Origin of the sequence: Klebsiella sp. BIGb0138 (genome assembly GCF_004342285.1) — a bacterium.
GTDB lineage: Bacteria > Pseudomonadota > Gammaproteobacteria > Enterobacterales > Enterobacteriaceae > Klebsiella.
The window spans coordinates 62,013-85,149 of record NZ_SMCV01000016.1 but is presented as its reverse complement, the minus strand read 5'-3'; the positions used below and the strand labels follow the sequence as shown (position 1 = coordinate 85,149).

Sequence of the window (23,137 nt, the reverse complement as noted above, 5' to 3'; positions counted from 1 at the left end):
AGACTTGGTATTCATTTTTCGTCCGAAGACGTTAAGAATCCATGTCACTTTGAGTGCCCACACAGATTGTCTGATAAATTGTTAAAGAGCAGTGCCGCTTCGCTTTTTCTCAGCGGCGCGGGGTGTGCATATTACGCCTCCCCGCTTCAGAGTCAAGCGTTTATTTTTGCTTTTCTCCGTTGGCGTTCATCGCTGAACCCCGCTGACCCGGCGGCTTGCGTGCCGTTGTTCCGTGTCAGTGGAGGCGCATTATAGGCAGTAATTCTGAGGTGACAAGTATAAATTCAGAAAAACGATTCATTCGCTCATTTATTAAGCAAAACTCTATCCGGGCTTTAATTCTCGCCTGGTTTTTAAACAAAAACGAGCCCGATGGGCCCGTTTTTGTCGTTTTGTGATTTACTGCACTGCCACTATATGGCCGTCTTTTACCACCAGCTGAACTTCTTTACCGGGAACCAGTTCACCGGAAAGAATTTGCTGCGCCAGCGGGTTTTCGATCTGCTGCTGGATAGCGCGTTTTAACGGACGCGCGCCATACACCGGATCGTAACCATTCGCACTCAGCAACTTCAGCGCTTCATCTGAGATGTGGACTTCATAACCACGTTCTTCCAGACGTTTATACAGCCGCTGCAGCTGAATCTGTGCAATAGAAGCAATGTGTTTCTCGCCCAGCGGGTGGAATACCACGACTTCATCAATACGGTTGATGAACTCCGGACGGAAGTTGTGGCTGACAACACCCAGAACCAGATCTTTCATATGCGCATAGTCCAGCTCGCCGAAACGTTCCTGAATCAGATCCGAACCCAGGTTGGAGGTCATGATGACGACCGTATTACGGAAATCGACCGTTCTCCCCTGTCCATCGGTCAGACGACCGTCGTCCAGCACCTGCAACAGAATGTTGAACACATCCGGATGCGCCTTTTCCACTTCATCCAGCAGAATCACCGAGTAAGGACGACGGCGTACCGCTTCAGTCAGGTACCCACCTTCCTCATAACCAACGTATCCCGGAGGCGCACCGACCAGACGCGAGACGGAGTGTTTCTCCATAAACTCGGACATATCGATACGCACCATCGCATCATCACTGTCGAACATAAAGTTAGCCAGCGTTTTGCACAGCTCCGTTTTACCCACCCCGGTTGGGCCAAGGAACAAGAATGAACCGATCGGACGATTAGGATCGGACAATCCAGCACGGCTACGGCGAATCGCATTGGAGACCGCTTCGACCGCCTCATTCTGACCAATCACCCGGCTATGCAGCTCCTGTTCCATACGCAGCAGTTTTTCGCGCTCGCCTTCCATCATCCGGGCAACCGGGATACCGGTCCAGCGGGCCAGAACTTCAGCAATTTCGGCGTCGGTAACCTTATTACGCAGCAGACGCATGGTTTTGCCTTCTGACTGGGTAGCCGCCGCAAGCTGTTTCTCCAGCTCCGGAATTTTGCCGTATTGCAGTTCGGACATCCGCCCGAGGTCACCCACGCGACGCGCCTGCTCAATGGCGATTTTCGCCTGTTCCAGCTCGGCTTTGATCGTCTGCGTGCCGGAGAGCGACGCTTTTTCCGCCTTCCACTCTTCTTCCAGTACAGAATACTGACGCTCTTTATCCGCCAGTTCTTCATTCAGCATATCCAGACGTTTCAGACTGGCCTCATCGGCTTCTTTCTTCAGCGCCTGCTGTTCCAGCTTAAGCTGAATAATACGTCTGTCGAGTCGGTCGAGCTCTTCCGGCTTCGAGTCAATCTGCATACGGATGCTGGATGCGGCCTCATCGATCAGGTCGATGGCTTTGTCCGGCAGCTGGCGGTCAGCAATATAGCGGTGCGATAATGTTGCCGCCGCGACGATCGCCGGGTCAGTGATCTGCACATGGTGATGCAGTTCGTAACGTTCTTTCAGCCCACGTAAGATGGCGATGGTATCTTCGACTGAAGGCTCCGCCACGAACACTTTCTGGAAGCGACGCTCCAGAGCTGCATCTTTTTCAATGTACTGACGATATTCATCCAGCGTGGTCGCGCCGACGCAGTGCAGCTCACCGCGCGCCAAAGCAGGTTTCAGCATGTTGCCGGCATCCATTGCGCCGTCCGCTTTCCCCGCCCCGACCATCGTGTGCAGCTCGTCAATAAACAGAATGACGTTGCCTTCCTGTTTTGCCAGATCGTTCAGCACCCCTTTCAGGCGCTCTTCGAACTCACCGCGATACTTGGCTCCGGCGACCAATGCCCCCATATCCAGCGCCAGTACCCGACGGCCCTTCAGCCCTTCCGGTACTTCGCCGTTTACAATACGCTGCGCCAGCCCTTCAACGATGGCGGTTTTACCAACACCGGGCTCACCAATCAAAACCGGGTTATTTTTCGTTCGGCGCTGCAGAACCTGGATAGTACGGCGAATCTCTTCGTCACGGCCAATGACCGGATCCAGTTTGCCCTGTTCAGCACGTTCGGTCAGATCGACCGTAAATTTTTTCAATGCCTGACGCTGGTCTTCGGCACCCTGATCGTTCACGCTTTCACCTCCGCGCATTTGTTCAATCGCCTGAGTCACATTGGCGGTTGTTGCTCCGGCAGATTTTAAAAGGTCGGTTAGCGTACCGCGAGATTCAAGCGCCGCCAGAACGAACAGTTCCGACGAAATAAAGTTGTCCTTCCTCTTTTGCGCCAGCTTGCCGCAAAGGTTCAGAATACGTACCAAATCCTGAGACGGCTGCACGTCACCGCCGGTGCCTTCCACCTGGGGTAAACGGCTTAACGCCTGAGTGATACTGGTGCTTAACTCCCCGGCATTAATGCCAGCAGAGGTTAATAAAGGACGTACCGATCCCCCTTCCTGATTCAGCAAGGCGCTCATTAGATGAAGAGGTTCGATGAATTGGTTGTCGTGCCCTAGCGCGAGCGACTGGGCATCGGCAAGAGCAAGCTGGAATTTATTGGTAAGACGATCCAGACGCATAACTCCTCCCATAACAGGTCAAAATTGCTACTGGAGATTAAATGAGGTCATCCCTCAACTATTCAAGGTTAAAGACCTGAACTATGCGAAAAATAAGTTTGCCTTCTGGACCGTCTTGATTCGCCAGGTTATCTCAACCAGATAAAACTCGCCATACGACCCGTAGTCTTATCGCGACGATAAGAGAAAAAATCATCCTTTTCGCTTAGCGTACAACGATCGCCACCGAAGATCTGCGTTACGCCGACGCGGGCTAAGCGCTGGCGGGCCAGCTGATAGAGATCCGCAAAATATTTCTCGCCGACCGGACGGAAAGCGCTTTCAGCTTGCCCGTCTTTTATCACAAAAGCGTCGCGCACTTCCGGGCCGACTTCAAAAGCGTCAGGACCGATAGCCGGGCCAAGCCAGGCCAGAATGTTCTCCGGCTCATCGGCAAAGCAGGTGACCGTTTCTTCCAGCACGCCATCGCATAATCCGCGCCATCCGGCATGCGCCGCAGCGACTTCAGTTCCCGCCCGGTTGCAAAAAAGAACCGGCAGGCAATCCGCCGTCATCACGGCACACACGGTGCCCGGCGTATTACAGTATGATGCATCCGCCCGTTTTGACTCATATGGCCCGCCGTTCAGCTGCAGCACCGCGGTGCCATGAACCTGCTCAAGCCAGACCGGATACGTCGGTAGCCCGCCTGCGGCGAACATTCGCCGACGGTTTTCTTCAACATGCTGCAGATTGTCTCCGCAGTGGGCGCCCAGATTGAGCGAATCGTACGGAGGCAAGCTCACCCCGCCAGCGCGCGTGGAGCTACAGGCGGCCACCCCTTCCGGAACCGGCCACTGCGGTACAATCAGTTTAGTCATAACCAGTCAATATCGTCCTTATGATCTTCATAATCTGCGCGCATGGCATCAATCAGCTCAACCATATCCTGTGGAATTGGCGCGTGCCACTCCATCTCAATACCGCTGATCGGATGATACAAACGCAGCATGGTGGCATGCAGAGCCTGACGGTCAAACTTGCGCAGCGCGGTAATAAAGGCTTCCGACGCCCCTTTCGGTGGACGCGGGCGACCGCCATAGACCTGATCGCCCACCAGCGGATGAGTGATATGCGCCATGTGTACGCGAATCTGGTGAGTGCGACCGGTTTCCAGACGTAAACGCAAACGAGTATGAATGCGGAAATGTTCCATAATGCGGTAATGGGTGACCGCCGGTTTGCCCATCGGGTGCACCGACATATGGGTACGTTTCGTCGGATGACGGCTAATCGGTTCTTCAACCGTCCCGCCCGACGTCATGTGACCAATTGCCACCGCCTCATACTCACGGGTGATTTCACGCAGCTGCAGCGACTCCACCAGCCGGGTTTGCGCCGGGATAGTTTTCGCCACGACCATCAGTCCGGTCGTATCTTTATCCAGCCGGTGAACGATACCCGCACGTGGAACGTCGGCAATCGGCGGGTAGTAGTGCAGCAGCGCATTCAGCACAGTACCGTCGGGGTTGCCCGCGCCTGGGTGGACAACCAGATCGCGAGGTTTATTGATGACAAGAATGTCATCATCCTCATAGACGATATTGAGCGGAATATCCTGCGGCTCAAAACGTGCATCTTCTTCAATTTCAACATCGATAGAAACGCTCTCGCCACCTAAAACTTTTTCTTTCGGCTTGTCGCTGACAGCGCCGTTAACCAGCACTCGCTGGTCGAGGATCCATTCTTTTATGCGCGAACGCGAATAATCCGGGAACATTTCGGCCAAAGCCTGATCTAAGCGTTGACCGAGTTGGTTTTCGGACACCGTTGCGGTGAGTTGTACTCGTTGTGCCATATACAGCTTCTTCGTTTAACGTTGGGTTTTACGGCTTTGCCGTTTAATATAGTGTGCTATTGTAGCTGGTCTTAATCGGGAGCAGGAACAGAGATTCTCCCGCATAAACATTTTGAGGAAGTCAAAACGTCATGACGCGCATGAAATACCTGGTGGCAGCAGCCACACTGAGCCTGGCTTTGGTGGGTTGCTCCGGCTCAAAGGAAGAGGTGCCTGATAATCCGCCGAATGAAATCTACGCGACCGCCCAGCAAAAGCTGCAGGACGGTAACTGGAAACAGGCGATAACGCAACTGGAAGCGTTGGATAACCGCTATCCGTTCGGCCCTTATTCCCAACAGGTACAGCTGGACCTGATTTATGCGTATTACAAAAATGCCGATCTGCCGCTGGCTCAAGCCGCAATCGACCGCTTTGTTCGTCTGAACCCTACGCATCCTAACATTGATTACGTCATTTATATGCGTGGTCTGACAAATATGGCGTTGGATGACAGTGCGCTGCAAGGTTTCTTCGGCGTCGATCGCTCCGACCGCGACCCGCAGCACGCTCGCGATGCCTTCAACGACTTCTCCAAACTGGTGCGCGGTTACCCGAACAGCCAGTATGCGACCGACGCCTACAAACGTATGGTGTTCCTCAAGGATCGCCTGGCGAAGTACGAGCTGTCCGTGGTGGATTACTACACCGACCGCGGCGCGTGGGTTGCCGTGGTAAACCGCGTTGATGGTATGTTGCGTAGCTATCCGGATACTCAGGCTACCCGCGATGCGTTGCCGAAGATGGAAAACGCCTACCGCCAGATGCAAATGAATGCTCAGGCAGACAAAGTGGCGAAAATCATCGCCGCGAACGGCAAAAACAGCTGAGCGTTTTTCAGATAAGCAAAACGGCAGCCTTGAGCTGCCGTTTTTTATGGCTCAGACGCTTAAGCTGAAGCGTTTTAGTGCCGAATCATCCTGTCAAATATGACTCCCTTTCCCCGATCCGACAAGAAAAATCTCACCCGTTCCTGCCCTGTCTCACAAAATGAATCCGTTGACAAAAAGTGACATTAAAATGTGATCTAAATCACACATCTTGACATTAAGAGAGGTATGCTGGATTCACCAAGACGGGAAAGACAAGAGGTAAAATTTATGACAATGAACATTACCAGTAAACAAATGGAAATTACCCCGGCAATCCGCCAGCATGTCGCAGACCGTCTCGCCAAATTGGATAAATGGCAAACCCACTTAATTAACCCGCACATCATTCTCTCCAAGGAGCCGCAGGGCTTTGTTGCTGACGCCACCATCAATACGCCAAACGGGCATCTGGTTGCCAGCGCAAGAAATGAAGATATGTACGCCGCTATCAACGAATTGATCAACAAGCTGGAACGGCAGCTGAACAAAGTGCAACACAAAGGGGAAGCCCGCCGCGCCGCAACATCGGTGAAAGAGGCAGGCTTTGTGGAAGAAGAAGAGTAATCCTTAACTTAATATTGTGTAATGCCACGCGCCTTCGGCGCGTTTTTTATTGACAGAATGAAAACAGTACGGGTACTGTAATCCCAACTGAGCAAAGGAATTCATCGTGAAACGACTACCGTTCTTCTTCGCATTCTTTTTTACCTTCCCCTGAACGGGAGGCGATTCGTCGTGTGATAAAGAATGCGAAGACGAACAACAAGGCCTCCCAAACGGGAGGCTTTTTTTTTGAAAAATAAATAACAAGAAAGGCAACACATATGACCGAGGAAAACCCGTTACTGGCCCTGCGCGATAAGATTAGCGCCCTGGATGAAAAACTGCTCGCCCTGCTGGCAGAGCGCCGTGGGCTGGCTGTCGAGGTCGGTAAAGCCAAGCTGGCATCGCACCGTCCGGTACGCGATATCGACCGTGAACGCGATCTGCTGGAACGCCTGATGACGCTAGGCAAAAGCCACCATCTGGATGCGCACTACATCACCCGGCTGTTCCAGCTCATTATTGAGGACTCCGTACTCACCCAGCAAACCCTGTTGCAGCAACACCTGAATAAAATCAATCCGCATTCAGCACGAGTGGCTTTCCTCGGGCCAAAAGGGTCGTACTCCCATCTTGCCGCACGCCAGTATGCCGCTCGCCACTTCGAACAGTTCATCGAAAGCGGTTGTGCAAAATTTGCCGACATCTTCAACCAGGTGGAGACCGGCCAGGCTGACTACGCGGTCGTGCCTATTGAAAACACCAGCTCCGGCGGGATCAATGATGTCTACGATCTGCTGCAGCACACCAGTCTGTCGATCGTCGGCGAACTGACGATCCCTATCGATCACTGTGTCCTGGTTTCTGCTTCGACCGATCCGCAGCAAATTCAAACCGTATACAGCCATCCGCAGCCGTTCCAGCAGTGCAGCCAGTATCTGAGCCGCTATCCGCACTGGAAAATCGAATATACCGAAAGCACGTCGGCGGCAATGGAAAAGGTGGCTCAGGCCAACTCTCCGGCCGTTGCCGCGCTGGGCAGCGAAGCCGGTGGCGCGCTGTATGGCCTGCAGGTTCTTGAACACTGCCAGGCGAATCAAACACAAAACATCACCCGCTTCCTGGTACTGGCGCGTAAAGCGGTGAATGTTTCCGAGCAGGTTCCGGCAAAAACGACGCTGCTCATGGCTACCGGCCAACAGGCAGGTGCGCTGGTTGAAGCGCTGCTGGTATTGCGTAATCACAACCTGATCATGACCAAACTGGAATCACGCCCGATTCACGGCAACCCATGGGAAGAGATGTTTTATCTGGATATCCAGGCCAACCTCGAATCACTCCCCATGCGTAAGGCACTGAAAGAGCTGGCCGAGATTACCCGTTCCATGAAGGTGCTGGGCTGCTACCCAGGCGAAAACGTGGTGCCGGTCGATCCCATTTAACGCTCGATAAATGCCGGTTTCTTCATCCCTGCCACCGCCACCGGCAGGGTGAAGATAGCGCCGGAGAGCGGGTATTGCCGGATTTCATCGGCCGCCATATTTTCCCGCGTTGTGGTAATGAACAGCGTGCGCATATCCGCGCCGCCAAAGCAGACCATCGTCGGGCAACGTACCGGCAGTCGATACTCTTCCAGCTGCTCCCCGCCCGGAGAGAAACGCGCAATGCGCCAGCCGTCGAACATCGCGCTCCAGTAGCATCCTTCCTCGTCCATGGCCGCACCGTCGGGGATGCCTTCTCCCGGCTGAAAGCGACGGAAGACTTCCCGCTTGCCGGGCTCGCCATGCTCATCCAGCGGAGTGCGATAGATAACGGCATTTGGCGTATCCGAGGTATACATCCAGCGTTTGTCTGCACTAAACGCCAGACCGTTGGCGCCGTGGATATCACATTGGATCACTTTAGGCGTCAGATCGTTGTCGATACGCATCAGCAGCGCGCCGTTATAATCTCCCGGCCCCCAGAATGTCCCGGCGTAAAAACGTCCTTCGCGATCGGTACCGCCATCGTTAAAGCGGGCCAGCTGCGGGTTACTCGGGTTATCACAGATTTTACGTCGTAGCAGACCGTGGGCGTCGGTTAACCAGATAGCGCTGCGCAACGCCACAATGAATCCCCCTTTCTCGCGTAGAGAAAAGCAGCCCACCTCTTCGGGAAATTGCAGAACCTGGTGCTCGCCGCTGCTCACGTCGTAGCGGTGAATTTCGCACGCCATAATGTCGGCCCAGTAGAGCGCCTGCTCGGCTTCACTCCAGGTCGGGCATTCCGGCAGATATCCTGCGTAATCAAACAGCGGTTGTGGTTCAGCCATCATGTTCATCCCTATAAAAAAAGCCAGCGGGTTACCCCTCTGGCTCTGATTATATACGGTTTTCCGTTACTGCCGATTATCATTCGCCTGACGCAGCAGCGTTCGGCTTTCGCTCTGGAAGCGCTGGGCGTAATCACCAAACCAGTGCTCCACTTTGCGGAAGCTGTCGATAAACGCCTGTTTATCCCCCTGCTCGAGCAGGCCAATCGCTTCGCCAAAACGCTGATAGTAGCGTTTAATCAGCGCCAGATTATTCTGCGAGGACATAATAATGTCGGCATACAGCTGCGGATCCTGGGCAAACAAACGGCCCACCATCGCCAGTTCAAGGCGGTAGATCGGCGATGACAAGGCCAGTAGTTGTTCCAGGCGGACGTTTTCTTCCGCCAGATGCAGACCGTAGGCAAAGGTCGCAAAGTGGCGCAGCGCCTGAATAAAGGCCATATTCTGGTCGTGCTCGACGGCGCTGATACGATGCAGACGCGCGCCCCAGACCTGAATTTGCTCGAGGAACCACTGGTACGCTTCCGGCTGACGGCCGTCACAGTACACTACCACCTGTTTGGCCAGACTGCCGCTGTCCGGGCCAAACATCGGGTGTAACCCCAGCACCGGACCATGGTGTGCCGCCAGCATCGCCTGTAAAGGCTCGGCTTTAACCGATGCCAGGTCAACCAGAATACAGTCCGCCGGCAGCGGCGGCAGCTGAGCGATAGCGTCAACCGTCGCATGAATAGGCACGCTGACAATAACCATCCCGGCATCGGCCACCATCTCCGCGGCACGCGGCCAGTCTGCTTTTTCCAGGATGCGAACCTGGTAGCCAGAAAGCACCAGCATTTTCTCAAACAGGCGCCCCATTTGCCCGCCGCCGCCGACAATCACGACCGGACGCAGATTCGGGCACAGCGTTTTGAAGCCTTTGTCGTTCTCGCTGGAGTATGACTCGCGCATCACGCGACGCAGCACATCTTCGATAAGATCCGGCGGGACGCCAAGCGCCGCCGCCTCTTCTCGCCGGGATGCCAGCATCGCCGCTTCCCGTTCCGGGACGTAAATCGGCAGGCCATACTGACTTTTGACCTCCCCCACTTCCGCAACCAGTTCCAGGCGCTTAGCCAGCAGCCCCAGCAGTGCCTTATCGACTTCATCAATTTGATCGCGTAACGCGGTCAGTTCAGCAACCATACTATCCTCTTACCCCAAACGAGCCGCCAGATGGCCGCGCAGATCTTTATCAAGCTCGCGCAGTAGCGCATCGGTGGTTTCCCAGCTGATGCAGGCATCGGTGACGGACACGCCGTATTTCATATCGCAACGCGGCTGCTCAGAAGACTGGTTACCCTCGTGGATATTACTCTCGATCATCAGGCCAATAATGGAACGATTCCCATCTTTGATCTGCGCGACGACGGATTCCGCGACCGCAGGCTGGCGGCGGTAGTCTTTATTAGAATTCCCATGACTGCAATCTACCATCAGCGACGGTTTCAGTCCCGCCTGAATCATCTCTTTTTCGCATTGCTCAACATCTTCCGGGCCGTAGTTTGGCGCTTTACCGCCGCGCAGAATAACGTGACCATCCGGGTTGCCCTGAGTTTGCAGCAGGCAGACCTGGCCGGCCTGGTTAATACCGACAAAACGGTGCGGCATGGCGGCGGCGCGCATCGCGTTAATCGCCGTAGCCAGGCTTCCGTCAGTACCGTTTTTAAAACCTACCGGCATCGACAAGCCAGAAGCCATTTCACGGTGCGTCTGGGATTCAGTGGTACGCGCGCCGATAGCAGACCAGCTGAACAGGTCGCCGAGGTACTGCGGGCTGTTCGGATCCAGCGCTTCCGTCGCCAGCGGCAGCCCCATATTGACCAGCTCAACCAGCAGACGACGCGCAATCTTCAGACCGCCTTCAACATCAAACGAACCATCCATGTGCGGATCGTTAATCAGCCCTTTCCAACCAACGGTGGTACGGGGTTTTTCAAAATAGACGCGCATGACCAGGTAGAGGCTATCGCTGACCTCTGCGGCAAGGGCTTTAAAACGATGAGCGTATTCAATTGCCGCTTGCGGATCGTGAATCGAGCAAGGTCCACACACCACCAGCAGGCGCGGATCGCGGCCGGCAATAATGTCAGAGATCGTCTGACGGGACTGCGCGATTTGCGCTTCTTGTTCGAGGCTCAGCGGGAATTCCGCCTTCAGCTGATCCGGCGTGATCAAAATCTGTTCGTCGGTAATGTGTACGTTATTCAGCGCGTCTTTTTGCATGATGGCGATCCTGGGTAGCTCGTTTGCGATAATGGGTTCCTCAGCGAGGAGTCACATAACGATACCACAAGAAGTAAAGATTTCAATCCATAATCCGTAAATTATAATTTACACCAGCAAATTAAATGGCGTTTTATTTCACCCATATCGTAAATATTTTTGTACACTTCAATATAATCAACAATAAATTTATCCTTTTCCTCGCCTTTCCTTTACGAAAAATCCTGGCCAGAATTAGCCTAAAGCAAAGCCGTCGGCTGATGACGGTTTTCCCCAACAATGGTATCCTGCGGCCGGGCATCAGCGATCTGCCATTCATGCACCATGACGAACCTGACGGATCCGTTAATGAAAGAGTTTTACCGTCTTTTTTTGATCTTTTTGTTATTTATCGTGGGCTACCCCGCTGTTGCCTCTGAGCCGCCTAAAAATGTTCGGGCTATTGTCTCGGGTATCGTCACGTATACCCGCTGGCCAGCATTATCCGGCCCGCCCAGGTTGTGCATTTTTTCTACCTCACGTTACACACACAGCCTGGCTCAGGAAAAACCTGAGGTTTTGCCATACCAACCGGTTATTGTTCGTAATACAGAGGAAGCATTGAATACGGTCTGTGATGGTTTTTATTTTGGTAGCGAGTCGCCCTCTCAGCAGTCAGAACTCACGTCAAAATATCCATCTCGCCCGCTATTACTGATTGCCGAACAAAACAGGGAGTGTGCTATCGGCAGCGCTTTTTGCCTGATCATAAATGACGACAGGGTGAGATTCTCCGTTAATCTGGATGTTCTGACGCACAGCGGTGTGCGGGTGAATCCAGACGTACTGATGCTTGCCCGGAAAGACGCCCATGAATAAGGATTTCTCTCAGGCCCCGCGCCCCACCTTCAAAAGAGCGCTCCGCCGTATCAGCGTGATAAGCGTAGTGATCTCCATGACCCTCGTCTGGCTGCTGCTGAGCACCGCCTCCGTCTTCACGCTGAAACAATATGCGCAGAAGAACCTGGCGCTCACCGCCGCCACCATGAGCCGCAGCCTGGAAGCCGCGCTGGTTTTTGACGACAGTGCCGCCGCGGCAGATACGCTGGCGACCCTCGGAAAGCAGGGACAGTTTTCTGAAGCCCTGGTACTGGACAGCCAGCAAAAGCCCTTTGCGGTCTGGCGCAATACCGACCTGGTTCAGCAGGAAAAGCTGAGCGGCATCATCAGCAAATGGCTGTTTCCTGAACCGACAACCCAGCCAATCTGGCATCAGGGGAAAACGATCGGCGAACTCCGCCTGACAGCGTTAGACAGTCTGATAAGCCACTTCCTCGGGATTTCGCTTATTGTCCTGACCGGCAGTATTCTGCTGGCCTCTTTTATCTCCCTGTTGCTGACCCATTCTCTGCACCGCGGCATCGTTGCTGCCTTACAGAGCATCACCGAGGTGGTGCATGATATCCGGGAGAATCGCCACTTTTCCCGACGGGTACCCGATGAGCGTATCGAGGAGTTTCACCTTTTCGCCCAGGACTTTAATAGCCTGCTGGGTGAGATGGAAGACTGGCAGCGGCAGCTGCAGGCCAAAAACGCCCAGCTCTTACGCTCGTCTTTGCACGACCCGCTAACCGGGCTGGCCAATCGCGCCGCGTTTCGCAGCGTCATCAATGAATTAATGAAAGATGACGCCGCCCACGGCAGCTCGGCATTACTCTTCCTGGACGGCGATAATTTTAAGCTGATCAATGATAACTGGGGTCATGCCACCGGCGATAAGGTGTTAATCGAAGTGGCCAGACGGCTGATGACCTTTGCCGGCAAGCGCCATCAGGCATGGCGCTTAGGCGGCGATGAATTTGCTATCCTGCTGCGCGATGTCCACTCGGAGGCGGAAGTTCAGGCGCTCTGCGCTTTGTTATCGAGCCAGTTTCTCCAGCCGTTTAACCTGCATAACGGCCATACCGCGACCCTGTCCCTCAGCATTGGCTATGCGTTGGCCTGGGAGCACGCTTCAGCGGAAAATCTGCAAGAGTTCGCCGATCAAAACATGTATCGGATGAAACACCAGCGTATTCAGCAAATCTAAAAAAGGAATCATCATGCTCAGGAAATATTTTGCCCCCGCCCTGCTGGCTGCGGTTTTTCTCACCGGTTGCCAGGCGCCACAGGGGAAATTCTCTCAGGAACAGGTTGCCGCGATGAAGTCCTATGGCTTTACGGAGACGGATGGCGACTGGACTCTGGGCTTATCCGACAGCATCCTGTTTGATAAAAACGATTACCACCTGCGTGCCGATAGCAAAACGCAGATCCACACTATGGCTTCTCGTCTGGCCGCGACAGGCATTACGCACAGCCGGTTAGATGGTCACACCGATAACTACGGTGAAGACGGCTATAATGAAATGCTGTCCCTGAAGCGCGCCAACATCGTCGCAGACGCGTGGGCGGAGGGAGCCCATATCCCGCGTAGCAATTTAACTACCCGCGGGTTAGGGAAAAAATACCCGATAGCCAGTAACGATACGGCGAAAGGGCGTGCTGAAAACCGCCGCGTCACGGTGGTCATCAGCACGCCTTAGCGCGCTTAGTCGACGGATTTCGCGAGTCTAACCGCCGTTGCAGCGCGCCAGCGCAGGTAGTCAATCACCAGGCATAGCGCCAGACTGACGCCCATCAGCGGCAACGCCAGCCCCAGCACCACGGCAATCGCCAACGTCAGCGTGCGGGCTGGCCATGCCAGACCGAGCCAGGCCTGAACCAAGGTGTTCGCGGGGTTAAAGACCGCGTGCGCCGGGCGACGAAGCCACCATAAGCGATATCCCACCACAATCATCACGCAAAGCGCGATACCAAATGCGATGAGCAGGAGCTGGTTGGCCAGGCCAAACAGGATCCCCATATGGAAATCAACGCCCCAGCGGGTCAGCTTCGCCATCAGCGGGAAGTCGGCAAAATGGGTGCGGTCCACAACCTGCATGTGTTCACCATCGATAGCTACCGCATCAACCTGCGTCGGCCAGCTCCGGTCGATTTCATTTACCGTCCACGCCCGCCCGGCCTCCATCGGTGGCCGAATCTCCAGCTTGCTGGCATCAAGGCCCGCCGCCCGCGCCGTCGCCAGGACCCGATCAAACTGCTCGCCCGCTGGCGACGGTAACGTCTCCGCCATCGCCCTATTTCCCATATGGTGTTCAGCATGCGGATCGTGCGCCATGGGCATCGCGCTATCCAGCCGGGTATTCACCTGCGGCGTTAACCAGCCGAAGGCGGCGCGCATCTTATCCACGTTGCCGCCGGCCCACTGTGACCAGGTCAGCCCGGTAGCAGAGAATAGCAGCATCCCCACCAGCAATACCCACCCGAATGAGACGTGCAGACGACGGGTATTTTGCAGGCGGTTATTGATCCGCCGCCGTGGGCGGGTCATCGCCCACAGCACGATGCCGCCGAGCGCCGCGACCCACATCCAGGAGGCAGCCAGCTCGCTATACAAGCGTCCGCTATCCCCTAACAGCAACGACCTGTGCGCATAATCGATCCACTGGCGCAGAGGTAAAATACCGCTGGTCCCGTAGACTGTCATATCGCCTTTCACTTCCAGGGTTACCGGGTCGATAAAAATCGCCCGCGCTTCAGACGCGCCCAGTTGTGGATCGGCAAACATCGCCCGGGTGGTCTCTCCGGCGTTAATGGCCGGACGCACGGCCTGCAAACGAAGATGGCCTTGCGTGGCCTCTTCCGCCACCGCCAGCTGGGCGCTCAGCGGCTGGCTTGCACCGTTAAGCGTGCCGCGCAGCGCATCCTGATAGAGCCAGTCCTCCAGTTGGGGAGTGGCCACGTACAGCGTCCCGGTAAGGGCCGCGACAAAGATGAACGGGCCGATAAACAGACCAATATAAAAATGCAGACGTCGCAGCAGGTTCAGCCATGCCGCGCGCGAGGTGCAGGTTGTCATACTTTTCCTTTCTGAAAGCAAAAAGAGAACGTTGCGCAGTGCGCACATTATTTTTTAGGAAGCGGAAAAAGCAGACCGGCGCGGCGGCGCGCGGGTATCGGGGTACAGCCAGGGGAAATAGTGCCGGCGTTTCAACACCAGACAAGGCGTAGGCGCGCACACGCGGCGCAGAATGCACGAAATCAGCAACGCCAGAGCAAAGAGCAGACCCGGAACATGGGCTAACAGCACGCAGTAACCGCAGGCTTCAGCATGGTCGAGCGGCATCGTATGCGGCGATTCAGAGGCTGGGGACGCCGGATGGGTCATCGCCATATCCTGCGGCATTGCCGCCGTCATCATCGCATGGTGCATCCCCGGCATGGCGCTCATCGGATCTTTTTGCAAGGAGACAGAGATCAGCGGCGCGACCACAATCAGCAGGATCGAAAACAGCGCCAGCCAGGCGGCCCGCCGTATGAATGCAGATTGTTGAGAAAGTTTGCTGGCCACCGCCCCTCCGAATGAGGGCGATAGTGTAAATGATTTACATCAGGATAGTTAAATTCAAGATAAAAAAAGGGCCGGCCTATCAGGCCAGCCCTTTTCATCAGGATGTCGCGAAAGCGAATCTTAGTTAAGACGCTCTTTGATACGAGCAGACTTACCGGTACGCTCACGCAGGTAGTACAGTTTAGCTTTACGTACAGCACCACGACGTTTAACAGCAATGCTGTCAACGACCGGAGAGTGAGTCTGGAAGACACGCTCAACGCCTTCGCCGTTGGAAATTTTACGAACAGTGAATGCAGAGTGCAGACCGCGGTTACGAATAGCGATAACCACGCCCTCGAATGCCTGCAGACGTTTTTTGGAACCTTCAACAACCCATACTTTCACTTCCACGGTATCACCCGGACGGAAGGAAGGTACGTCCTGCTTCATCTGTTCTTGTTCAAGTTGCTTAATAATGTTGCTCATAATTTAATCTCTTATCCTGGGTAAACTGATATTGGGGGCGTTACGCCATCCCATCATGTTTATGCTGCTGTTTTGCGTGTTCAGTTTTGAACTCCGCCAGCAACTTTGCTTGCTCTTCAGTCAGAGCCAGGTTTTCCAAAAGTTCAGGTCTTCTAAGCCAGGTACGGCCCAGCGACTGTTTCAGACGCCAGCGACGAATCTCAGCATGGTTTCCCGACAGCAATACCGGCGGTACTTCCATCTCTTCTAACACTTCAGGACGGGTATAGTGTGGGCAGTCCAGCAATCCATCAGCAAAGGAATCTTCCGTTGCCGAAGCTTCATGGCCCAGTACTCCCGGAATGAACCGGGAAACGGAGTCAATCAGCGTCATTGCTGGTAACTCACCACCGCTGAGAACGTAATCACCGATTGACCATTCTTCGTCAATTTCGGTCTGGATAACGCGCTCATCGATCCCTTCGTAGCGACCGCACACCAGAATCAGCTTTTGATTCGTGGCCAGTTCGCTGACGCCCGCTTGATCAAGCTTGCGTCCCTGAGGTGACAGATAAATCACCTTTGCGCCTTCACCTGCCGCGGCTTTTGCTGTGTGAATGGCGTCCCGCAAGGGTTGCACCATCATTAGCATCCCCGGTCCGCCGCCGTAAGGACGATCGTCCACGGTACGGTGCCGGTCATGGGCGAAGTCACGAGGACTCCAGCTCTGGATGCTCAGCAGGCCATTTTTTACTGCCCGGCCAGTTACCCCGTAATCGGTAATTGCGCGGAACATTTCAGGAAACAGGCTAATTATGCCAATCCACATAGCGCCGTCTTTTACCGTTTATTCGGAGAATTTAAAAACCAGGATCCCAATCTACTTCAATGGTACGAGTAGCGAGATCGACTTTCTTGATAACCTGCCCATCGAGGAACGGAACCAGCCGCTCCTTGATGCCAAATGCATCTTTCAGGTTTGCCTTGATGACGAGAACGTCATTTGACCCGGTTTCCATCATATCGATGACTTTACCCAGGCCATAGCCTTCAGTGGTTACTACCTGGCAGCCCATCAGGTCTTTCCAGTAGTAGTCACCCTCTTCCAGCGCCGGCAGTTGCGAAGAATCCACGACAATTTCGCAATTAGTCAGTAGATTTGCCGCATCACGATCGTCAATGCCTTTCAGCTTAATGACGATGTCCTGATTGTGGTGGCGCCAGCTTTCCAGCTCAACAACCTGCCACTGACCCGCCTTCTGGATTAACCACGGCTGATAGTCAAAAATGCTTTCGGCGTCTTCGGTGGAGGAAAACACTCTGAGCCAACCACGGATACCGTAGGAAGAACCCATCTTGCCCAATACGATCGGATCAACAGGTGCTTGTGCGGTGTGTTGCTTGCTCATCATGACCACCGTGACAGATTAAGCTGCTTTGTTTGCTGCTTTGATCAGCGCGGCAACGCGATCGGAAACGGTCGCGCCCTGGCCAACCCAGTGAGCGATACGATCCAGATCCAGACGTGTTTCTTCTTCGTTCGCAGAAGCGATCGGGTTGAAGAAACCAACGCGCTCAATGAAGCGGCCGTTGCGTGCATTACGGCTGTCGGTGACAACAACCTGGTAGAACGGACGCTTTTTAGCGCCGTGACGAGCTAAACGAATAGTTACCATAACATCCTCTTGTGTGAATAAAACAACCGGGCCCCATCGAGGAACGGGACCCGGGTGTCATATTAAAAGCCCGAAAATTTTACTGATTTCTGTGCAAAAATCAATTCAAAACTACAATACGCTAAATAATTCGCATTGCAGGAAGGCGGCAAATGAGCAAATCCCCGAGAGCGTACACAAGTACGCGACCGGGGTGAGCGCATGTAACCAACGCATCTGCGGCTTGAATTATGACGCGTATTAGCGGCCGGGGAATCCCGGCGGCATCATCCCTTTCATCCCGCGCATCATCTTCATCATGCCGCCTTTCGACTTCATCTTCTTCATCATGCGCTGCATATCGTCAAACTGCTTGAGCAGACGGTTCACATCCTGCACCTGCATCCCGCAGCCGGCGGCGATACGACGCTTACGTGAGCCTTTAATAATTTCCGGCTTCGCGCGCTCTTTCAGGGTCATCGAGTTGATGATCGCTTCCATCCGCACCAGCACTTTGTCGTCCATCTGCGATTTAACGTTATCCGGGATCTGCCCCATACCCGGCAGTTTGCCCATCAGGCTGGCCATGCCGCCCATGTTCTTCATCTGCCGCAGCTGCTCGAGGAAGTCGGTCAGGTCAAAGCCATCGCCTTTCTTCAGCTTGGAGGCCAGTTTCTCAGCCTGCGCGCGGTCAACCTTGCTCTCGATATCTTCGATCAGCGACAGCACGTCGCCCATGCCAAGAATACGGGAAGCGATACGATCCGGATGGAACGGCTCCAGCGCTTCGGTTTTTTCGCCGACGCCGAGGAACTTAATCGGCTTACCGGTGATATGACGAATCGACAGCGCCGCACCGCCGCGGGCGTCGCCGTCCACTTTAGTCAGCACCACGCCGGTCAGCGGCAGCGCTTCATTAAAGGCCTTCGCCGTATTCGCGGCATCCTGGCCGGTCATCGCATCGACGACGAACAGCGTTTCTACCGGGTTAAGAGAAGCGTGGACCTGTTTGATTTCGTCCATCATCGCTTCATCGACGTGCAGACGACCGGCGGTATCCACCAGCAGCACGTCGTAGAATTTCAGCTTCGCTTCTTTCAGCGCCGCGTTGACGATATCGACAGGCTTCTGCCCTACATCGGACGGGAAGAAATCAACGCTAACCTGCTCAGCCAGGGTCTCCAGCTGTTTGATCGCCGCCGGGCGATACACGTCCGCGGAGACAACCAGCACTTTCTTTTTGTGCTTCTCACGCAGGAATTTACCCAGCTTGGCAACGCTGGTGGTTTTACCTGCGCCCTGCAGGCCCGCCATCAGCACCACGGCCGGCGGCTGAGCGGCTAAATCCAGCGCCTGGTTCTCTTCGCCCATCGCCGCAACCAGCTCGTTGCGAACGATTTTGACGAACTCCTGACCCGGGGTCAGGCTTTTGTTAACTTCATGCCCCACCGCGCTCTCTTTGACGCGGCTGATGAAGTCACGCACTACAGGCAGAGCGACGTCCGCCTCCAGCAGCGCCATGCGCACTTCGCGCAGGGTGTCTTTAATATTGTCTTCGGTAAGGCGTCCGCGGCCGCTAATGTTGCGCAGCGAACGCGACAAACGATCGGTTAAATTATCAAACATTGTCTCTCGCCTGAGGTGGAAACTGTCGGTCGCCGCAGCGACACGAAAAACACGGATTTGGCGCAGTATAACACGACATGAAGCGCGATGTGATGCAACGGTTGGAGCAGACGTCGCGTAACGCTATACTGCTTCTCTTTCTTATTTAGTCAACAGTCGACACCCATATGCCTGTTTTTGCTCTACTCGCTCTTGTTGCCTACTCCATCAGCCTTGCGCTGATCATCCCCGGCCTGCTGCAGAAGAACAGCAGCTGGCGACGAATGGCCATTCTTTCCGCAACTATTGCGTTGATTTGTCATGCTTTTGCGCTGGAGTCACGTATTTTCCCCGGCGGCGAGAGCGGGCAGAATCTCAGTTTATTAAACGTCGGTTCGCTGGTCAGTTTGATGATCTGTACGGTGATGACCATCGTCGCGTCGCGCAATCGCGGCTGGCTGCTGCTGCCCATCGTCTACGCGTTTGCGTTGATAAACCTGGCCTTCGCCACCTTTGTGCCGAACGAGTACATCACCCATCTGGAGACCACGCCGGGCATGCTGGTGCATATCGGCCTGTCGCTGTTCTCTTACGCGACGCTGATTATTGCCGCCCTGTATGCGCTACAGCTGGCCTGGATTGATTATCAGTTGAAGAACAAAAAGCTGGCTTTCAGCCACGAAATGCCGCCGCTGATGAGCATTGAACGTAAAATGTTTCATATCACCCAGGTTGGCGTCGTGCTGCTGACGCTGACGCTGTGCACCGGACTGTTCTATATGCACAACCTGTTCAGTGCGGAAAATATTGATAAAGCCGTGCTGTCGATCGTGGCGTGGTTCGTCTATATCGTTCTGTTATGGGGCCATTACCATGAAGGCTGGCGCGGTCGCCGGGTAGTCTGGTTTAACGTCACCGGCGCAGGACTGTTGACGCTGGCCTACTTTGGCAGCCGCGTACTCCAGCAGTTTATTCGTTAACCCAGACTAACAGCCTATCCCGGTAGGCGTCATGGTTTGCCGGCGGTCTGGTCATGAGCCAGGCTGACAAACAAAATAGCCTACCGGGAGAGGCACTAAGGAGTACCCCCTGGAACACATATCTACCACCACGCTGATCGTGACACTGATCATCATGGTGATCATCTCTGCCTACTTCTCCGGTTCTGAGACCGGCATGATGACGCTAAACCGCTATCGTCTGCGTCATATGGCGAAACAGGGCAACCGCCAGGCAAAACGGGTAGAAAAGCTGCTGCGCAAGCCTGACCGCTTAATCAGCCTGGTGCTGATCGGTAACAACCTCGTCAATATCCTCGCCTCCGCGCTGGGCACGATTGTCGGCATGCGGCTGTACGGTGACGCCGGCGTGGCGATTGCCACCGGCGTACTGACCTTCGTGGTGCTGGTGTTCGCTGAAGTCTTGCCCAAAACCATCGCGGCGCTGTATCCGGAAAAGGTCGCCTATCCTAGCAGCCTCCTGCTGGCCCCGCTGCAGGTGCTGATGATGCCGCTGGTCTGGTTGTTGAACACCATCACCCGTATCCTGATGCGGCTGATGGGAATCAAGACCGACATCATCATCAGCGGCGCGTTGAGCAAAGATGAGCTGCGTACCATCGTTAACGAATCGCGCACGCAAATCTCCCGTCGTAATCAGGACATGCTGCTGTCGGTGCTGGACCTCGAAAAGGTCAGCGTTGACGATATTATGGTTCCGCGAAATGAAATTATCGGTATTGATATCAACGATGACTGGAAATCCATCGTTCGCCAGCTGACGCACTCGCCGCACGGGCGTATCGTGTTGTATCGCGGGTCGCTTGACGACGCCATCAGTATGCTGCGCGTACGCGAAGCCTACCGCCTGATGACGGAGAAAAAGGAGTTTACCAAAGAGGTGATGCTGCGGGCCGCCGACGAGATTTACTTCGTGCCGGAGGGAACGCCGCTCAGTACCCAACTGGTGAAGTTCCAGCGCAATAAGAAGAAAGTGGGTCTGGTGGTCGATGAGTACGGGGATATTCAGGGCCTGGTGACGGTAGAGGATATTCTCGAAGAGATCGTCGGCGACTTCACCACCTCCATGTCGCCAACCCTGGCCGAAGAAGTGACCCCGTTAAACGACGGTACGGTGATTATCGACGGGAGCGCCAACGTGCGCGAAATCAACAAGGCCTTTAACTGGCACCTGCCGGAAGACGAAGCCCGGACGATCAACGGTATTATTCTGGAAGCGCTGGAAGAGATCCCGGCCCCCGGCACGCGCGTGCGCATCGAGCAATACGATATCGATATTCTCGACGTTCAGGACAATATGATTAAGCAGGTGAAGGTGATGCCGGTGAAGCCCATTCGTGAAAGCGCCGCCGAGTAATCGGCCTGGCCGCTCGCGGAAACGGTGGACGTCAGGTTCGCCGTTTTTTTTGCCCGCAGGATAAAACTGGCGGAAGAAGAAGAGAAAAACGGCCACCCACGGGCGGCCGTTTTAAAGCGAGTTACTTCGCTTTCGCCACGGTCACCATCGCTGCACGAATAGTACGACCGTTCAGGGTATAGCCTTTTTGCATCACGCCCAGCACGTTGCCCGCCGCCACCTCGTCAGACTCGACCATGGCGATGGCCTGGTGCACGTTAGGATCCAGCGGCACGTTGGTATCAGCGATCACTTCGACGCCAAATTTACGCACGACATCCAGCATCGACTTCAGCGTCAGCTCAATACCTTCAACCATGGAAGCCATATCCGGGTTGGCTTTATCAGCCACTTCCAGAGCACGGTCCAGGCTATCGATCACCGGCAGCAGTTCGTTAATGAACTTTTCCAGGGCAAATTTGTGCGCTTTTTCCACGTCCAGCTCGGTACGACGACGCAGGTTTTCCATTTCCGCTTTAATGCGCAGGACACCATCGCGTTCACGAGTCTGAGCTTCTACCAGCTGCGCTTCCAGATTCGCAATTTTTTCATCGCGCGGATCCACCTGCTCAGCAGAAACTTCAGGCTCGACCGCCTCAACGCTCTCGTGCTGTTCCGTGATAATTTCTTCCGGGCCTTGCCCGTCAGGCGTTTTCTGTTCTTTACTACTCATGAATTTCTCCGCGTTTTTTTTCGCATTCATCTCGCTAACTTCGCTTATTATGGGGATCCGTTTCCGGGTTTCAAGGGAAGCAGACAGATTGTCATCATTCATTTAACGCAAGGACATCCAGAACATGAAGAACCATTTCAAGTGTATAGGCATTGTGGGACACCCTCGTCACCCAACCGCGCTGACCACACATGAAATGCTCTGGCGCTGGTTATGCAGTCAAGGCTACGAGGTCCTGGTCGAACAACAAATCGCCCATGAACTTCAGCTTAGCAACGTCAGAACGGGAACGCTGGCTGAAATTGGCCAACAGGCGGATCTGGCGGTGGTCGTTGGCGGTGATGGCAATATGCTTGGCGCGGCGCGAACCCTGGCGCGCTACGATATTAAAGTCATCGGCATTAACCGCGGCAACCTCGGTTTTCTGACCGACCTCGACCCGGATAATGCGCTGCAACAGCTCGCCGATGTGCTCGAAGGCCATTATATTGCTGAGAAGCGTTTTTTACTGGAAGCCCAGGTGTGCCAGCAGGATTGCCAGAAACGTATCAGCACGGCAATTAACGAGGTAGTTCTGCACCCGGGAAAAGTCGCGCATATGATTGAGTTTGAAGTGTATATCGATGAGGTCTTCGCCTTCTCGCAGCGCTCCGACGGCCTGATCATCTCGACGCCGACGGGCTCCACCGCCTACTCCTTATCCGCCGGCGGCCCGATCCTGACGCCGTCATTAGACGCCATCACTCTGGTGCCGATGTTCCCGCATACCCTGTCGGCTCGTCCGCTGGTGATTAACGGCGACAGCACCATTCGCCTGCGTTTCTCCCAGCGCTGCAGCGATCTGGAGATCAGCTGCGACAGCCAGATAGCCCTGCCGATTCAGGATGGCGAAGATGTGCTGATCCACCGCTGCGATTATCATCTGAACCTGATTCATCCAAAAGATTACAGCTATTTCAATACATTGAGTACGAAGCTGGGCTGGTCGAAAAAATTGTTCTGATTTTACAGGCCGCCTCTTTACTGGATAAAAAACCAGTCTATACTGTACGAAAACACAGTAATGG

25 protein-coding genes and 1 other annotated feature are annotated in these 23,137 nt (G+C 54.5%); of the genes, 11 read left to right on the top strand and 14 right to left on the bottom strand.

Annotated features, from left to right (window positions below):
- Window positions 1-255: hypothetical protein (locus EDF73_RS27580; RefSeq protein ID WP_207896691.1), on the top strand; the 255-nt coding region annotated here is incomplete at its 5' end.
- A gap of 144 nt (window positions 256-399) precedes the next feature.
- Here the strand turns inward: EDF73_RS27580 and clpB are convergent.
- The 3 genes from clpB to rluD form a co-directional block, all read right to left on the bottom strand.
- Entirely contained in the window at window positions 400-2,973 is a 2,574-nt protein-coding gene (clpB, locus tag EDF73_RS25620) for an ATP-dependent chaperone ClpB (protein ID WP_132731760.1), read from the bottom strand.
- 128 nt (window positions 2,974-3,101) lie between these two features.
- Window positions 3,102-3,833: a purine nucleoside phosphorylase YfiH gene (yfiH, locus tag EDF73_RS25615; protein WP_132731759.1), complete on the bottom strand. Its 732-nt coding sequence runs from the start codon at window positions 3,831-3,833 to the stop codon at window positions 3,102-3,104.
- Window positions 3,830-4,810 (bottom strand): 23S rRNA pseudouridine(1911/1915/1917) synthase RluD, encoded by a 981-nt coding sequence (rluD, locus tag EDF73_RS25610; protein ID WP_132731758.1) that lies wholly within the window; start codon window positions 4,808-4,810, stop codon window positions 3,830-3,832. Before rluD ends, yfiH begins: the two co-directional genes overlap by 4 nt.
- A 131-nt stretch (window positions 4,811-4,941) precedes the next feature.
- Here rluD and bamD point away from each other — a divergent pair, with 131 nt between their 5' ends.
- From bamD to pheA, 4 genes are all read left to right on the top strand, one after another.
- Window positions 4,942-5,679 carry an outer membrane protein assembly factor BamD gene (gene bamD / locus EDF73_RS25605; protein WP_132731757.1) on the top strand — a complete coding sequence of 246 codons (738 nt, stop codon included), beginning with the start codon at window positions 4,942-4,944 and terminating at the stop codon, window positions 5,677-5,679.
- Between the two features lie 270 nt (window positions 5,680-5,949).
- The gene (gene raiA / locus EDF73_RS25600) at window positions 5,950-6,285 is read left to right on the top strand and encodes a ribosome-associated translation inhibitor RaiA (RefSeq protein WP_132731756.1); all 336 of its coding nucleotides are present in this window, start codon (window positions 5,950-5,952) and stop codon (window positions 6,283-6,285) included.
- Window positions 6,286-6,390: 105 nt separating this feature from the next.
- Window positions 6,391-6,515 (top strand) — a sequence feature (Phe leader region).
- Window positions 6,392-6,439, top strand: coding sequence for a pheA operon leader peptide PheL (pheL, locus tag EDF73_RS25595; protein ID WP_100279143.1), 48 nt, complete (start codon window positions 6,392-6,394; stop codon window positions 6,437-6,439). It overlaps the preceding feature by 48 nt.
- Window positions 6,516-6,545: 30 nt before the next feature.
- On the top strand, window positions 6,546-7,706 hold the full coding sequence (pheA, locus tag EDF73_RS25590; RefSeq protein ID WP_132731755.1) for a bifunctional chorismate mutase/prephenate dehydratase: 1,161 nt from the start codon (window positions 6,546-6,548) through the stop codon (window positions 7,704-7,706).
- On the opposite strand, the gene EDF73_RS25585 is transcribed toward pheA, so the two are convergent.
- The 3 genes from EDF73_RS25585 to aroF form a co-directional block, all read right to left on the bottom strand.
- Window positions 7,703-8,575 carry an SMP-30/gluconolactonase/LRE family protein gene (locus EDF73_RS25585; RefSeq protein ID WP_132731763.1) on the bottom strand — a complete coding sequence of 291 codons (873 nt, stop codon included), beginning with the start codon at window positions 8,573-8,575 and terminating at the stop codon, window positions 7,703-7,705. The two genes, pheA and EDF73_RS25585, sit on opposite strands and share 4 nt — an antisense overlap.
- Window positions 8,576-8,641: 66 nt before the next feature.
- Entirely contained in the window at window positions 8,642-9,763 is a 1,122-nt protein-coding gene (tyrA, locus tag EDF73_RS25580; protein ID WP_132731754.1) for a bifunctional chorismate mutase/prephenate dehydrogenase, read from the bottom strand.
- A gap of 9 nt (window positions 9,764-9,772) precedes the next feature.
- Window positions 9,773-10,843 (bottom strand): 3-deoxy-7-phosphoheptulonate synthase AroF, encoded by a 1,071-nt coding sequence (gene aroF, locus EDF73_RS25575; protein WP_132731753.1) that lies wholly within the window; start codon window positions 10,841-10,843, stop codon window positions 9,773-9,775.
- Between the two features lie 348 nt (window positions 10,844-11,191).
- Between aroF and EDF73_RS25570 the strand changes: the two genes are divergently transcribed.
- The 3 genes from EDF73_RS25570 to EDF73_RS25560 are packed head-to-tail and all read left to right on the top strand — an operon-like array spanning window position 11,192 to window position 13,407.
- On the top strand, window positions 11,192-11,701 hold the full coding sequence (locus tag EDF73_RS25570) for a YfiR family protein (protein WP_132731752.1): 510 nt from the start codon (window positions 11,192-11,194) through the stop codon (window positions 11,699-11,701).
- Window positions 11,694-12,911 (top strand): diguanylate cyclase DgcN, encoded by a 1,218-nt coding sequence (dgcN, locus tag EDF73_RS25565; RefSeq protein ID WP_132731751.1) that lies wholly within the window; start codon window positions 11,694-11,696, stop codon window positions 12,909-12,911. The genes EDF73_RS25570 and dgcN overlap by 8 nt, the downstream gene beginning before the upstream one ends.
- A 13-nt stretch (window positions 12,912-12,924) precedes the next feature.
- Window positions 12,925-13,407 carry an OmpA family protein gene (locus tag EDF73_RS25560; protein ID WP_132731750.1) on the top strand — a complete coding sequence of 161 codons (483 nt, stop codon included), beginning with the start codon at window positions 12,925-12,927 and terminating at the stop codon, window positions 13,405-13,407.
- Window positions 13,408-13,412: 5 nt separating this feature from the next.
- Here the strand turns inward: EDF73_RS25560 and EDF73_RS25555 are convergent, their stop codons facing one another.
- The 7 genes from EDF73_RS25555 to ffh form a co-directional block, all read right to left on the bottom strand.
- Window positions 13,413-14,783 carry a PepSY-associated TM helix domain-containing protein gene (locus EDF73_RS25555; protein ID WP_132731749.1) on the bottom strand — a complete coding sequence of 457 codons (1,371 nt, stop codon included), beginning with the start codon at window positions 14,781-14,783 and terminating at the stop codon, window positions 13,413-13,415.
- A 54-nt stretch (window positions 14,784-14,837) separates the two neighbouring features.
- Window positions 14,838-15,275 carry a DUF2946 domain-containing protein gene (locus tag EDF73_RS25550; protein ID WP_132731748.1) on the bottom strand — a complete coding sequence of 146 codons (438 nt, stop codon included), beginning with the start codon at window positions 15,273-15,275 and terminating at the stop codon, window positions 14,838-14,840.
- A 120-nt stretch (window positions 15,276-15,395) separates the two neighbouring features.
- Complete coding sequence (gene rplS, locus EDF73_RS25545) at window positions 15,396-15,743, bottom strand: 50S ribosomal protein L19 (protein ID WP_002914145.1); 348 nt, start codon at window positions 15,741-15,743, stop codon at window positions 15,396-15,398.
- A 40-nt stretch (window positions 15,744-15,783) separates the two neighbouring features.
- Window positions 15,784-16,551, bottom strand: a complete 768-nt coding sequence (gene trmD / locus EDF73_RS25540; protein WP_004866546.1) for a tRNA (guanosine(37)-N1)-methyltransferase TrmD — start codon at window positions 16,549-16,551, stop codon at window positions 15,784-15,786.
- Between the two features lie 31 nt (window positions 16,552-16,582).
- The gene (gene rimM, locus EDF73_RS25535; RefSeq protein WP_132731762.1) at window positions 16,583-17,131 is read right to left on the bottom strand and encodes a ribosome maturation factor RimM; all 549 of its coding nucleotides are present in this window, start codon (window positions 17,129-17,131) and stop codon (window positions 16,583-16,585) included.
- Between the two features lie 18 nt (window positions 17,132-17,149).
- A complete protein-coding gene (gene rpsP / locus EDF73_RS25530) occupies window positions 17,150-17,398 on the bottom strand; it encodes a 30S ribosomal protein S16 (RefSeq protein WP_004866550.1) in 249 nt (82 codons plus the stop codon).
- A 240-nt stretch (window positions 17,399-17,638) separates the two neighbouring features.
- Window positions 17,639-19,003, bottom strand: a complete 1,365-nt coding sequence (gene ffh, locus EDF73_RS25525) for a signal recognition particle protein (protein WP_123756912.1) — start codon at window positions 19,001-19,003, stop codon at window positions 17,639-17,641.
- A 167-nt stretch (window positions 19,004-19,170) separates the two neighbouring features.
- On the opposite strand from ffh, the gene EDF73_RS25520 reads away from it, so the two are divergent.
- Together EDF73_RS25520 and EDF73_RS25515 are read left to right on the top strand one after the other, a co-directional pair.
- Window positions 19,171-19,962: an inner membrane protein YpjD gene (locus EDF73_RS25520; protein WP_132731747.1), complete on the top strand. Its 792-nt coding sequence runs from the start codon at window positions 19,171-19,173 to the stop codon at window positions 19,960-19,962.
- 109 nt (window positions 19,963-20,071) lie between these two features.
- Entirely contained in the window at window positions 20,072-21,358 is a 1,287-nt protein-coding gene (locus EDF73_RS25515) for an HlyC/CorC family transporter (RefSeq protein WP_132731746.1), read from the top strand.
- 121 nt (window positions 21,359-21,479) lie between these two features.
- On the opposite strand, the gene grpE is transcribed toward EDF73_RS25515, so the two are convergent.
- Window positions 21,480-22,070, bottom strand: coding sequence for a nucleotide exchange factor GrpE (gene grpE / locus EDF73_RS25510; protein WP_165905793.1), 591 nt, complete (start codon window positions 22,068-22,070; stop codon window positions 21,480-21,482).
- 124 nt (window positions 22,071-22,194) lie between these two features.
- Here grpE and nadK point away from each other — a divergent pair, with 124 nt between their 5' ends.
- Window positions 22,195-23,073 (top strand): NAD(+) kinase, encoded by an 879-nt coding sequence (gene nadK, locus EDF73_RS25505; protein ID WP_132731744.1) that lies wholly within the window; start codon window positions 22,195-22,197, stop codon window positions 23,071-23,073.
- The last annotated feature ends 64 nt before the right edge of the window (window positions 23,074-23,137 follow it).